Origin of the sequence: Shewanella sp. 10N.286.51.B2, from assembly GCF_041469265.1 — a bacterium.
In the GTDB taxonomy this organism is placed as follows: domain Bacteria; phylum Pseudomonadota; class Gammaproteobacteria; order Enterobacterales; family Shewanellaceae; genus Shewanella.
This window is the reverse complement of sequence record NZ_JBFRKH010000047.1, coordinates 1-14,147: the sequence shown is the minus strand read 5'-3', so window position 1 is coordinate 14,147 and position 14,147 is coordinate 1. Positions and strand designations below refer to the sequence as shown.

The 14,147-nt window shown below is 43.1% G+C and carries 10 protein-coding genes; 8 read left to right on the top strand and 2 right to left on the bottom strand.

Features of this window, described 5'->3' with window-relative positions; translation table 11 throughout:
* Nucleotides 1-160 precede the first annotated feature (160 nt).
* On the top strand, nt 161-1,306 hold the full coding sequence (locus AB4140_RS13145; protein WP_372001251.1) for an efflux RND transporter periplasmic adaptor subunit: 1,146 nt from the start codon (nt 161-163) through the stop codon (nt 1,304-1,306).
* A 9-nt stretch (nt 1,307-1,315) separates the two neighbouring features.
* On the top strand, nt 1,316-4,465 hold the full coding sequence (locus tag AB4140_RS13140; RefSeq protein ID WP_102439385.1) for an efflux RND transporter permease subunit: 3,150 nt from the start codon (nt 1,316-1,318) through the stop codon (nt 4,463-4,465).
* 472 nt (nt 4,466-4,937) lie between these two features.
* Here the strand turns inward: AB4140_RS13140 and AB4140_RS13135 are convergent, their stop codons facing one another.
* Nucleotides 4,938-6,548 carry an AbgT family transporter gene (locus AB4140_RS13135; RefSeq protein ID WP_102439386.1) on the bottom strand — a complete coding sequence of 537 codons (1,611 nt, stop codon included), beginning with the start codon at nt 6,546-6,548 and terminating at the stop codon, nt 4,938-4,940.
* Between the two features lie 1,135 nt (nt 6,549-7,683).
* Between AB4140_RS13135 and AB4140_RS13130 the strand changes: the two genes are divergently transcribed.
* The 3 genes from AB4140_RS13130 to AB4140_RS13120 are packed head-to-tail and all read left to right on the top strand — an operon-like array spanning nt 7,684 to nt 10,150.
* Nucleotides 7,684-8,424, top strand: a complete 741-nt coding sequence (locus AB4140_RS13130; RefSeq protein WP_372001314.1) for a lytic transglycosylase domain-containing protein — start codon at nt 7,684-7,686, stop codon at nt 8,422-8,424.
* A 25-nt stretch (nt 8,425-8,449) separates the two neighbouring features.
* The gene (locus AB4140_RS13125; protein WP_372001249.1) at nt 8,450-9,859 is read left to right on the top strand and encodes a M28 family peptidase; all 1,410 of its coding nucleotides are present in this window, start codon (nt 8,450-8,452) and stop codon (nt 9,857-9,859) included.
* A gap of 30 nt (nt 9,860-9,889) precedes the next feature.
* Nucleotides 9,890-10,150: a hypothetical protein gene (locus tag AB4140_RS13120; RefSeq protein ID WP_102520287.1), complete on the top strand. Its 261-nt coding sequence runs from the start codon at nt 9,890-9,892 to the stop codon at nt 10,148-10,150.
* Between the two features lie 127 nt (nt 10,151-10,277).
* Here AB4140_RS13120 and AB4140_RS13115 read toward each other — a convergent pair whose 3' ends face one another.
* Nucleotides 10,278-11,120, bottom strand: a complete 843-nt coding sequence (locus AB4140_RS13115; RefSeq protein WP_102439389.1) for a 23S rRNA (adenine(2030)-N(6))-methyltransferase RlmJ — start codon at nt 11,118-11,120, stop codon at nt 10,278-10,280.
* A 134-nt stretch (nt 11,121-11,254) separates the two neighbouring features.
* Here AB4140_RS13115 and AB4140_RS13110 point away from each other — a divergent pair, with 134 nt between their 5' ends.
* The 3 genes from AB4140_RS13110 to AB4140_RS13100 all read left to right on the top strand — a co-directional run bounded on the left by AB4140_RS13110 (nt 11,255) and on the right by AB4140_RS13100 (nt 14,100).
* Nucleotides 11,255-12,022 (top strand): class I SAM-dependent methyltransferase, encoded by a 768-nt coding sequence (locus AB4140_RS13110; RefSeq protein WP_198589950.1) that lies wholly within the window; start codon nt 11,255-11,257, stop codon nt 12,020-12,022.
* A 75-nt stretch (nt 12,023-12,097) separates the two neighbouring features.
* Entirely contained in the window at nt 12,098-13,663 is a 1,566-nt protein-coding gene (locus tag AB4140_RS13105) for an RHS repeat domain-containing protein (protein ID WP_372001247.1), read from the top strand.
* On the top strand, nt 13,660-14,100 hold the full coding sequence (locus AB4140_RS13100; RefSeq protein WP_372001245.1) for a hypothetical protein: 441 nt from the start codon (nt 13,660-13,662) through the stop codon (nt 14,098-14,100). Before AB4140_RS13105 ends, AB4140_RS13100 begins: the two co-directional genes overlap by 4 nt.
* Nucleotides 14,101-14,147: the final 47 nt, after the last annotated feature.

Here is a 14,147-nt window from a genome sequence, read left to right as displayed (position 1 = left end):
GGTTGTAATGGTTGTTGAGCTCGCAAGTGTATGGGATAACAACGTCCATTAAAATTTCAAGCTTAAAACGTTGAAAAACGTTGAAATATATATCCAGCAAATATTTACCCTTCAAACAAGGTGAAATTTACTGATGATGTCATTAGGAGTAGGAGCAGTCATGCGCAAAGCACTGAAAATAGCCTCAGTTATCACTGCGGCTTTATGGATTACCGCTTGTGGTCAAGCCGAACAAGGCCAAGGCCAACAAAAAGCACCACCCGCACCAGTAGGGGTGATGAGTGTGACTGAGCAATCTCAAGCCATTTATGTTGAATTACCAGGTCGTAGTCGTGCTTTTTTAGAAGCGGAAGTACGCCCACAGGTATCAGGCATCATCACCAACCGTGGTTTTGTTGAAGGTAAAGATGTCGAAGCGGGTCAGTCACTGTATCAAATTGACTCTGCAACTTACAAAGCTGCTTTAGTTAGCGCAGAAGCAGATTTAGCCAGCGCGAATGCAGCCTTGGCTTCTGCGAAAGCTACAGCAGACCGTTATGCAGCCTTGGTTAAAACCAATGCTATTAGTGCCCAAGACTTTGATGAAGCTGATGCAGCCTACAAAGAAGCAATCGCTAAGGTGACTGTTGCTGAGGCAGCAATTAATACTGCTAAAATCAACCTTGAATACACAGAAGTACGTGCACCAATCTCTGGTCGTATTGGCACATCAAGTGTCACTCCTGGTGCACTAGTTACTGCTAATCAATCAAATACACTGGCGAAAATTCAGCAACTTGATCCAATCAATATCGATATTGCTCAATCAAGTGCGCAACTATTACGTCTTAAGTCAAAACTTAGACAAGGCAAGTTACAGCAAAGCGAAAATGCTGAAGTGACCCTTATTCTTGAAGACGGTAGCACTTACGAGAACTTAGGTACATTGCAGTTCTCTGAAGTGAGCGTCAATGAAGCAACAGGTTCGGTGATTATCCGTGCTGAATTCCCTAACCCTGATGGGGTGTTGTTGCCTGGTATGTATGTGCGCGCGATTTTAAATGCCGGACAAGATCCATCAGCCATTTTAGTGCCGCAAAAAGCCATTACCCGTAACACAAAAGGTGAAGCGGTAGCTATGATTGTTAATGCTGATAATCAAGCTGAAGCGCGCGTGGTGAAAACAGCAGAGGTGATTAATCACCAATGGCGTATTACTGAAGGCTTAAAGGCTGGCGACAAATTGATTGTCGAAGGTCTGCAAAAAGTTCGTCCTGGCGCTGAAGTTGCTCCACAAGTTTTAACCGAAAACACTCCAACTAAATAGGGTAACGTTATGGCTCGTTTCTTTATCGATCGCCCTATTTTTGCATGGGTGATCTCAATTCTAATCATGTTGGCAGGGGTCTTAGCAATTAAAGATCTTCCTGTGGCGCAGTACCCGAGTATTGCACCGCCAACAGTTGAAATAACCGCGTTTTATCCTGGCGCGTCTGCAAAGACCATGGAAGATACAGTAACTCAGGTTATTGAACAACGTATGACGGGTATTGACCATCTGCGTTATATTGCCTCAAGCAGTGATAGTTTTGGTAATGCAAAAATCACCTTAACCTTTAATGCTGAAGCCGATCCGGATATTGCTCAAGTACAAGTGCAAAATAAGCTGCAAGCTGCGATGACCTTGTTACCGCAAGAGGTGCAATCTCAGGGTGTTAACGTGGTTAAATCAAGTGCTGGTTTCTTGATGGTTGCAGCGTTTGTATCTGAAGATGGTTCGCTGGATAAAACCGATATTGCCGATTATGTTGCTGCCAATATTCAAGATCCGTTAAGCCGTGTTGCTGGTGTAGGTGAATTGCAATTATTCGGAGCCCAATATGCAATGCGTATTTGGCTTGATCCGTTAAAGCTGACGCAATACAACTTAACTAGTATTGATGTTATGGCCGCGATTCGTGAGCAAAATGCGCAGATTTCAGCGGGTCAATTAGGTGGTGCGCCATCAATTGCTGGCCAAGAATTAAATGCGACCATTACTGCCCAAAGCCGTTTGCAAACTCCTGAGCAATTTAAAGGGATTATTCTCAAATCTGACACCTCTGGTGCTAACGTTTACCTGAGCGACGTAGCTCGCGTTGCACTGGGTTCTGAAAGCTACTCAGTGGAATCATTCTTTAACGGTAAACCCGCTGCTGGTATTGGTGTGCAGTTAGCCACAGGTGCTAACGCGCTTGATACCGCAAAAAATGTTCGTGAAATGCTTGCTGACTTGCAAACTTATTTCCCTGACAGCTTAGAGATTTATTACCCATATGACACTACGCCATTTGTTGAGAAATCAATTGAAGGTGTTGTGCATACCCTTATCGAAGCAGTGATTTTAGTGTTCCTGATCATGTATCTGTTCTTGCAGAACTTCAGAGCAACACTAATTCCAACGATTGCGGTACCCGTGGTATTACTTGGTACATTCGCCATTTTATCAGCGACTGGTTTCTCTATTAACACCTTAACCATGTTCGCTATGGTACTGGCTATTGGTCTGTTAGTAGATGATGCGATTGTTGTGGTGGAAAACGTCGAGCGTGTTATGTCTGAAGAGGGCTTAAGCCCACTTGAAGCCACCCGCAAATCGATGGATCAAATTACTGGCGCACTTGTGGGTATTGGTTTAACCCTGTCAGCAGTATTCGTACCTATGGCATTTATGTCAGGTTCAACTGGTGTTATTTATCGTCAGTTCTCGATTACGATTGTGTCTGCAATGGCGCTGTCTGTTTTAATCGCGATGATTTTAACCCCGGCATTATGTGCCACCATGCTTAAGCCAATTCCAAAAGGCCATACCCATATTAATACTGGGTTCTTTGGCTGGTTTAACCGTAACTTTGATAAGTTAACCTCGCGCTATGAAGCGGGTGTAGCAAAAATCCTTAAGCGTACTGTGCGCATGATGGGTGTCTATCTTGTACTGGTTATCGCGACTGGTTGGATTTTCATGCGCATGCCAACAGCATTCTTGCCAGATGAAGACCAAGGCATCTTGTTTACCCAAGCAATTTTGCCAACTAACTCGACTCAAGAAAGCACCATGAAAGTGCTTGAGGATGTGAGTGACTATTACTTGGAAGAAGAAGGCGATATCGTTAAATCTGTATTTAGTGTTGCAGGTTTCAGTTTCGCTGGCTCTGGTCAAAACATGGGTATTGCTTTCGTCGGTCTTGAAGACTGGGCTGAACGTGGTGGTGAAGGGCAAGATGTTCAATCCTTGTCTAACCGTGCAATGGGTCGTTTCATGCAGATGAAAGACGCCTTAGTGTTTGCCTTTGTACCGCCAGCGGTAATTGAATTAGGCACGGCCAATGGTTTTGATATGTACCTGCAAGATCGTAGTGGTCAAGGTCATGAGGCGTTAATTGCAGCCCGTAATCAGTTATTAGGTATGGCAGCGCAGAATCCGAACCTTGTGGGCGTACGTCCTAATGGGCAAGAAGATGCACCTATGTACCAAATCCATGTTGATCAAGCTAAAATTCGCGCCTTAGGTGTGGATATCGATGATGTAAACAGTGTACTAGCAACCGCTTATGGTGGTTCGTATGTGAATGACTTTATCGACCGTGGTCGCGTTAAGAAAGTATACGTACAAGGTGATGCTGAATACCGTATGCAACCAAGTGATTTAGAAACCTGGTTTGTGCGTAACTCAAAAGGTGAAATGGTACCTTTCTCGGCCTTTACTACTGGTTCATGGGAATTTGGTTCGCCACAATTACAACGCTTTAACGGTTTACCAGCGGTCAATATTCAAGGTGCAACTATGCCCGGATATAGCTCTGGTGATGCAATGCTTGATTTCGAGAGAATGGTGCAAGATTTACCACCAGGGTTTGGTATCGAGTGGAATGGCTTATCTTATGAAGAGAGACTATCAGGTAACCAGGCACCAGCGTTATACGCACTATCTATTTTAGTGGTATTCCTTGTACTAGCAGCACTTTATGAAAGTTGGACGGTACCATTTGCGGTAATCCTAGTTGTGCCATTAGGGGTTATCGGGGCACTGCTGGCGATGAATGGTCGTGGTTTACCTAACGATGTATTTTTCCAAGTAGGTCTACTGACGACGGTAGGGCTGGCAACCAAGAATGCCATCTTGATTGTAGAATTCGCCAAAGACTTCTACGACAAGGGGGCTGGGTTGGTTGAAGCGACTTTGCACGCGGTGCGAGTACGTTTACGTCCAATCTTGATGACATCTCTAGCCTTTGGTTTAGGTGTTGTACCGCTAGCGATTAGTACTGGTGTTGGTTCTGGTAGTAAGAATGCACTAGGTACAGGCGTACTTGGTGGCATGATGAGTTCTACCTTTATTGGTATCTTCTTAATCCCACTGTTCTTCGTGGTGGTTGAGAAAATCTTCAATAAGAAAGAGCGTAAAGGTTACGTACCGCCTGAAACGAAAAGTGATTCAGCTGAATAAGCGCTAATCACTGTAGTTAATCTTAAAAAGCCCAGCAGATGCTGGGCTTTTTGTTACTCGTTATTTAAGGCTTATTGCAATTAATAAGCTAGCGATGGGTTAAGTTGATGAGCTTACTCAGGGGAATTGTGCCGTTACTGTGACCTAACATAGTGAGATATGCTTAATGGCATGGCCGCAGGTTAACGGCGCTATGACAAGAACGACCGGATCAGTGGCAACACCTTGCATTGCAATAGGTAGAGTCAGTTAAGTTGAGTTAGATGCTTTAGTAGCAGAACCACAGTAATGGCGAGTAAACGCAGCGATTCCAATTTCTGTTATTAATGAAATAGTGCCATCAATAAAATACTCCTATCAATAAATACCCCTCCATGAAAGAGTCACTGTCAAAAACGCAATAAAAAGCCCTGTAAATACAGGGCTAATAAGCTAATCAGTTTCAGTCATTATGGTATGACAACGGCATTCGTTATGGCGTGTAATAAGTTGCTGCGCCAGGACCTACAGGGAAGCCTAAAACAAATACCCATAGGAAGAAGAACAGCGTCCAACCGATAAAGAACACGATTGAGTAAGGCAGCATGGTGGCAATTAAGGTACCGATACCTAAGTTCTTCTTATAACGGCTTGCAACCGCCAGAATTAGTCCGAAATAGCTCATCATTGGCGTTATCAAGTTAGTGACCGAATCACCTATTCGATACGCTGCCTGAATGGTTTCAGGGGCATAGCCTACTAGCATTAACATAGGTACAAATATCGGCGCAGTAACTGCCCATTGCGCCGAAGCACTACCGAGCATTAAGTTGATAAAACCACACAACATAATAAACAGTACAAATACTAATGGCCCAGTTAAACCAATACTGCTCAAGGCATCCGCGCCAGTTACCGCTAATACCGCGCCTAAATTGGTCCATTTAAAGAAAGCCACAAACTGCGAGGCAAAAAATACCAACACAATATACATACCCATGGTACTCATACTGTGAGACATGGCATTAATGATGTCGGTGTCTTTTTTCATGCTGCCGACCACTTTACCGTACACCAAGCCCGGGATAGCAAAGCCGATAAAGATAAACGCCACAATGCCTTTTAAAAATGGTGAGCCTGAAACTAAGCCGGTTTCAGGATTTCGTAGTGGGGCGCCTTCAGGAATAATGGTCAATGCCAATAAGCTTGATAAGACCAATACAGAGAAACCCGCCACCTTTAAGGCATGTTTTTCTTCTGTAGTGACAATATCCATTTTCTGTTCAGATAAGTCATCAGCCGCTTCAGATACATCGTATTTTCCTAGTTTGGGTTCAACGATTTTTTCGGTAACCAGTGCGCCTAATATAGTGATTAAAAAGGTCGACACAAACATGAAGTACCAGTTGACCTCTGGGCCAACAATATAATCTGGGTCAATCATTTGCGCCGCAGCTTCAGTGATACCTGATAGTAAAGGGTCGACCGTGCCTAATAGCAAGTTAGCGCTGTAGCCACCGGATACCCCAGCAAAAGCGGCTGCTAATCCGGCTAAAGGATGACGCCCAAGGGAGTGAAATATCATTGCCGCCATTGGGATCAGCACCACATAACCTAGCTCTGATGCGGTATTGGACACAATACCCGCAAACACAATCGTTAGTGTAACAAGGCGCTTTGAAGTGCCCATGACCAATAAACGCATAGCGGCAGATAATAACCCTGAGCGCTCAGCAATACCGACACCCAGTAAGGCCACTAATACAGTGCCCAATGGGGTGAAGCCGGTAAAGTTAGTCACTAAGTTGGATACGATCATCCGCAAACCTTCAGCATTCATCAAGCTGACCACATGGATTAAGCCATCCTCACTGCGACCTGAGCTGCCCATAGGGCGAGGGTCTGCAACTGTCATTTCGAAATAACCCGCAATACCACTAATGGCAATGACAGCTAAGCAGAACATGGCAAATAAGGTAATTGGGTGAGGTAATAAATTGCCTAATCTTTCGACAATGTTAAGAAAACGGACAAAGGTGCCACTTGAGGCGAGGTCCTGAGGCGTACCCTTATTAGGCACAGCTTTAGATGGATCAAGGTTCATGAATATCCCTTAAATAGGCTTAATTATTAGAGTTTGAGATTTTGCCAATCTACAGACTATATGACCTATTTTAAAATAAGCTTAAATCTAGGCGGAAAAAGCTGATAAATATCAGTTAACATCAAATTTTCATTGAGTCTAACTCAATAACAACTAATTATCGAAAAATAGCGCTATTTAGTTGTACTGATGTTGTAAGTTGGTATAAAAAACACTCATTCTTGTTTTTGCTTAAAATGCTGTTTTGAAAGAATTAAAAAATATTTTTAATCATTTTGTTCTATATTTTTTACCTTTTTGAATGGTAGCGTCAAAGCTTGCTGTTAAGTTAAGCTTTTTAATGGTTTTAACCATGGTATTTGTCGGGTTTCTATATGAGTTGTAAAAAATCGTGCAAAAAACAACATCTGCATTGAGTGTATGTTTAGTGAACAGGGTGTTGATTCTTCGCTATGATGAGGCAAGCTAGTCAGTGCTCAATATAAACGTGATAATAATAATGATAAAAATACCTTTACATATTTTAGCTTCAAACTTGGCTTTTACGGTCAACACATACATAAAGCGATTACTCAGGCTGAGTTGCGCAAACGCCTTAATAAGCGGTTGCGGTGTAAGTTTACTGATCTTATTCAGCGCTTCCGTAACTGTTACCCAAGCCAATACCGGAGCTGGGTTTGAAATACAGGCACAGCAGAAAGCTAAAATTCAACTGACAATGACTGCGCCAGTTAAACCGCAAATAATTGCCAAAGCACAAACGCAGATTGAGCAAAGCAAACCGAATCAGAAACTTACTCCCACAGCAGCGTCGTTAGGATTAACTGAAAAATCGCCGCAAGCGGATAAAATTACTGCGTCGCAAAGTGAGCGCATAAAACCTCAAAAGCAGCTTGCAACCAGCACTAACGTGCAGCCTAAAGTGATTAAAGTGGCGACTATGCCGACGCCCCTAGCCCAAGCGCCCAAGCGTCAACAAGTCTTGCATGCGCCTATTGTGGTATTACCTTTAGCAAGTGACACGGGTGATGCTGAGTCTGGCTCTCAAGTTAAACCCCGCTCTCAAGTTAAACCAAAGAAACAACAGGTATTACACCCTCCGGTCGTGGCGCTTAAGCAGCCAGCAAAACCTGCTATGGTGTTAAAGCCCAAAGTGATTGTTGAACAAACTGCGATAAAATCTGCGGCTGTTGTAGAGCGTTATCAGCCTCCTGCAAAGAAGAAGTATTTTTCGCGCCAGCCGTCAGCGGATAATGCAGCACCAACAATGGTTTCAAGCGCATTAACCGCAAAAAGTACCTTGACCGCAGGTAGTCAGACTAAAAAACCAAAACGTAAAATCTATCAGTATCAACGTAATGGCGTGACCACTTTTTCAAATGTCGTGCCCACCACTGAGGACTTTGACGTTTTATTGTATGACTGCTTTGCCTGCCAAGTAGACTCGCAGCTTGATTGGCAGCGTATTCCCATATTTGTCTCTAAGCATAAACAGTTAGTCGAGGATGCTGCCAAACAATTTCAGTTAGATCCTGCGTTAATTCGGGCGGTGATCCATGCAGAATCAGCATTTAATGCCAAAGCGCACTCAAAGGTGGGGGCAATTGGATTAATGCAATTAATGCCTGCCACAGCCAAAGAGTTGGGCGTGACCGATGCTTATAACGTGCGGCAGAATATTCTGGGTGGTAGCCAATATTTAGCGTACTTACTTGAACGATTTGATAATGATATTGAGCTTGCCTGCGCCGCCTATAATGCTGGCCCAACAACCGTGACTAAGTACCAAGGAATCCCGCCATACCCAGAGACTCAAGCCTATGTTGAGCGGGTAAAAATCTTGCTAAAACGCTATCAAGCAGCATTAGCGAGCTAATAATCTAAAGATTTAAGAGGATGATATGAACAGGGATACACACACAATAACCATAAAAAAGTGCTATCAAGTTATTGGCGTACTATCGCTATTAAGCGTTAATATTGTTGGGTTTAATGCGATTGCAGCCCAGCAAAGTCATCTCGCGCCATCAGAAGAAGATCTGCGTTTATATGATATTGCCACAGCGCCGCAGGCTAAGCGTTTACGCACAGATGTAGAAACGCTGGTGAGCTTTGGCACTCGTCATACCTTATCTGAAACACAATCTGATACCCAAGGTATTGGCGCAGCAAGGCGCTGGATTAAAGCTGAATTTGAACGGATATCTGCTGATTGTGGTGGCTGTTTAGAAATTGTCATGGTGGGCGAAACGGTTAGTGGTAAACGCATTCCTGAACCCACTGAAGTGGTAAATGTATTTGCGATTCAGCGAGGCACAACAGATCCTAACCGCGTGGTAATGATGAGTGGTGATATTGACTCTCGGGTAACCGACCCGATGGATTTTACCTCGGTATCTCCGGGGGCCAATGATAATGCCTCTGGGGTTGCTGGCGCTTTAGAGGCCGCGCGAGTGCTGTCGAAATATCAATTCAATGGCACAATTGTTTATGCGGCGCTTTCAGGTGAAGAGCAAGGTTTATATGGCGGTGATGTGCTGATTAATTATGCTAAAAAGCATGACTGGCAAATCCAAGCGGTGTTGAACAATGACATGATTGGCAATATTGCTGGCATTAACGGGGTTATTAACAATTCTACTGTAAGAGTATTTTCTGAAGGGGTCAGAATTGCAGAAACTCCTGAGGAAGCCAAACAGCGTTATTTCAGCGGTGGCGAAAATGATTCCGCTTCACGTAATCTGGCACGAAAAATTAAATCCTTAGTTGATCAATACATGACTAACCTTGATGTGATGTTGGTATATCGTCTCGATCGCTTTGGCCGTGGCGGCCATCATTTACCGTTTAATAAAGCGGGTTACCCAGCTGTCAGAGTGATGGAAGCTAATGAGCATTATGATCGCCAGCATCAAGATATTCGCACTGAAAATGCTATTGAATATGGTGATGTGCTTGCTGGGGTGGATTTTGACTTTAATGCCAAGCTCACCGCACTTAATGCCATTAGTTTGGCTTCAATGGCGTGGGCACCAGAGCCGCCAAAAGGGGTGAACATCGAAGGTATTATGCAACCCGATACCAAACTGCAATGGCAGCCACAACCGAATAAGAATATATTAGGTTATCGGGTCTATTGGCGCTCAACCACAGAATCTGAATGGAGTCATAGTCGTTATGTTGGTAACGTGAATGAATTTATTATGAAAAATATGGTCATAGATAATTATGTCTACGGTGTTGCCAGTGTCGGCGACAACGGTAATACCAGTCCAGTGGTATTCCCTGGAGCGGCGGGCGCGTTCAATTAATAGATTTTTTTGATGTAAAAAAGGATTAGGATGAAGAAAAGGATTTTACTGGCAAGTTTATTGCTGCCAATGATGTTGAACACGGCTTGCTCATCATCAAGCGCCACCAATGCAGGCTGTGATTTTGTTCGCGGCACGGCAGAAAGTAATTCAGATAGACGTGAACGTGACTCGAGCCCGGGAGCAACTAGCAGTGATTCACATGATGGTGATATTTTAGTTGGTATTTTTACCGCCCTAATTGGGCTGGTTGTAAGACCTTTCAGCGACGATGGCGATGAGTGCATATAGTTTATATTGCATCAGTATTGGTATTACAAAAAAGCCCATGTAATTTTCATTACATGGGCTTTTTAGTGGCATTTCTTTACTAAAATTATCGCTAAAGATACCTGCTAAAAGCACCGAGAGAAATAAATTATTCAGGCACTTCTAACTTAACCACGGTTTTACCACCGCTTTGGCCAAGACAGCGCTCTAGGTAATCTAAGGTTTCTTTCGCGGTAGTATCTAGCTTCCATGGTGGGTTTATCACCCATAAGCCTGCTGCAGTCATACCAAATACATTATTATCAGGCGTAATTGATTGTTCAATCCGCAGCTGATTTTTTATACCACTATCAGCCAGTATTTTTAACATGGACTCAGTTTGAGCTCTATCAACCACCGGATACCACAGCATATAAACACCAGTAGCAAAGCGTTTGTGTGCTTTGATAATGGCATGGGCAACATCTTGATAATCGGTTTTCATTTCATAACTTGGATCAATCAAGGCAACCGCGCGGCGCTCAAGGGGAGGCACTGCAGCTATCAAACCTTTTAAGCCGTCACCTTTAACGACACGAACATGTCTGTCATCAGCAAACTGTTCATCAAGTGAAGCAAAATCAGTACCGTGTAACTCATGTAAAACCATGCGATCTTTTTCACGCATGTTCATATCAACAAAAGCAGGTGAACCCGGGTAAAAAGACAGTTCTTCCTCACCTTGGTTGAAGTGTTTTACATCGTCAATATACAGCTGCAAAGGCTCAGGTAAATCATCTTTACCCCAAAGCTTAGCTACGCCATCTAAATATTCGCCAGTTTTCTTTGAAAACTCATCAGTTAGTGAGTAACCGCCTGCACCCGCATGGCTATCGATATAGGCCATAGGCTTATCTTTTTTGTGCATCAATTTAAGTACTTGCAGCAACATAGTGTGCTTAAGTACATCGGCATAATTGCCAGCATGAAAACCGTGGCGGTAACTTAACATGAGAGTGTCCGAAAATTAATAAGCAGTCTAAGCTGCAAGATAGCTACATTATAGGGGCTAAGTCTAAGCAGGTATAGGTATTCACTGTTGCAGGCTTTTGGCATAATAGCCTTGAGTCTACTAAATATCTGGAAATACTTTTGCAAATACCGATTTTTTTTAATCAGCAATATCCGTCACTGGTTGATATCAGTGAGCGTTGGGGTTTTGAGTGGAGCAAAGAGGCGCAGTTTGAATTGCGTTTTGAGCACAACACCTTAAGCCTGCACAAACGTGATGAACCTAAATTAGATGGTATAAGTGTCGATTTTGTTTCAGGTGCTGTTGCTCACCGTCGTAAATTTGGTGGCGGCCGCGGCCAATCAATCGCCAAAGCGGTAGGCCTTAAACAAGGAGTAACCCCAACCGTGGTTGATGGCACCGCAGGTTTAGGCCGCGATGCTTTTGTGTTGGCTAGCCTAGGTTGCAAAGTGATTATGGTTGAGCGCCATCCTGTAGTAGCAGCGTTACTTGAAGATGGACTGCGCCGTGCTTATGAAGACGCTGAAATTGGTGAGTGGATGCGTGAGCGCATGAGTTTATTTCATGGATCGAGCCTTAGTGCCTTAGCTGATGCTGCTAAAACGACCGCGACAGAAATTGATGTGGTTTATTTAGACCCCATGTATCCCCACCGCGAAAAGTCAGCCTTGGTTAAAAAAGAAATGCGCGTATTCCAAACATTAGTGGGCGCAGACCTTGATGCCGATGGCCTATTGGCGCCAGCAATGGCATTAGCCACTAAGCGAGTGGCAGTAAAACGCCCTGATTACGCTGAAGATCTTGATGGAGTAAAACCGAGTATGGTTATTGCGACTAAGAAAAACCGCTTTGATGTCTATGTGAAAGCGGCAATGAAATAAAAAGGTGGCAGGCTAATGCCCCTTCTGACACAAATTATCGCTGAACCCATAAGCTGACATAACAAAACCCAGCTAGTGACACGTTATATTGATGGCACGACAAGCACGGAGACGTACCAATATGATGCACTGAACCGATTACTGAGTGTGACAGATAACAGCGGCGGATTAACGGGTTATAGTTATGATGAAAATGGAAATCGAACGTCACAACTCAATAGTAATAATACCAGTAGCACATACTCATACAGTAATCTAAATCAGCTGGTAAACGTGAGCCACTATAGCGCAACAGGCGCACTAATAGAGGTGTTTGATTATAGCTTGCATCCAACGGGTAGACGAATTGGGTTAACCCAGAGCAATGGCAGTACATCAACATATCGTTATGACAATTTATATCGCTTAGTTGGTGAAACCATTATCGATGCCGCATTAGGAGATACTAATAGCGAGTTTGTTTATGACAAAGTCGGTAATCGTTTATCACAAACCATCAATGGTGTTACCACAACTTATGTTTATGATACCAACGATCGACTGACGCAAGCGTTAACGCAAAGTGAACTCACTACATACAGTTACGATGACAACGGCAACACCACCGTTAAAAAAACCAGTGGTCCGCAAATTGATTATCTATACGATTTGCGTAACCGCATGGTGTCGCTAGATGCGACACAAGCTAATAACGGTGTTGTAGCACAGTACCAGTACAATATCGACGGTATTCGCACTAGCAAGGTTATCAATGGGCAGGCCGTTAATTACTTAGTCGACAATAACCAAGCTTATGCCCAAGTTATTGCAGAAACAAACGACCAAGGGAGTCGTTTAAAAACCTACCTTTATGGTGATGACTTAATCAGTCAAACCGACGCTCAAAATCAAACTAATACTTTCCACTACGATGGCCTCGGTTCAACCCGCAGTCTATCGGATGATTCTGGTGAGCAAAGTGACCAATACAATTATTTAGCCTTCGGAGAATTGCTCAATCAAACCGGCACTACGGACAATAATTATTTGTTCGCAGGTGAGCAGTATGATGCAGAACTAGACCAATATCACTTACGTGCAAGGTATTATGATCAAACCGTAGGTCGGATGTCTCAAATGGACACATGGCAAGGAGATGATGATAAGTCTATCTCATTGAACAAGTATTTGTACGGAAATTCTGATCCAGTAGCCTATGTGGATCCATCCGGACATACCAGCATAATGTCACTTAGTACAGGTATTAGTCGCTTCGGTTCTCTGAGCGCAATTGCTATTCCAAGCTATACAAATACATTGTTAGCGGCATCCGTAGGTGTTGGTTTAACATTCTTCTACAAAGAAATTACTTTTGTAATGAATGTAGATGCCGAGCATGCAGGTTCAGATTTAGACGAGGCAGAGAAACAAGCTGAATATGATAAAGCTAAAGACTTTTGTGATAATCAAAAACCCGAATCAGGAAGAAATGACTGTGCAACTCTTTCAAGTTTAATTGACCACGCTGAACAATGTTTGGATATGTATAAAGCTTGGGATGAAAAGTGGTATAAGGGGAGGCACCAAGAAAAGATTGATGGTTGGGGTAATCGTGTTAATAAACTTAAAAAAGAACATAGAAGAAGGTGTACAAATAAGTGAGTAGAAACATACCAACCGAAGCTCAGTGGGAAGAATGGCTAGGCGATATTGAAGTCGTTAGTGCGCATAAAACTTTTTTTGGGAAATCAAATGATGAGGTTCAAGTTGATTTTTATCGCTGTGTTCTGGAACGAGCTGATGAACTTCGCTTTATGCCAGATGAGCCTTTTCAATATTATATTCTAGGCTTTAGAGATTTTATTCTAGCAGGTAACTTTCAGCTATTTGATGCCGCAGATGCAGCAAGTAGTTTTTTGAAACTAGTTGAATATAGGCTAAGTAAAAAACCAGATAGTATAAAGCCTATCTGTGATGAGTTAATCCCAACAGTAAATTATGTAAGTAAGAATCAAAAGATGTTTGATGCAGATGTCGACATTTATGGTGATTTCTGCGAGTTAAAGATCAAGATTGAATTGCTTATAAAAGGAAGCTAGCTCTCAAGAAAGTCGTTAGGTACTGTATGTAGTGGCATAGTTAATTT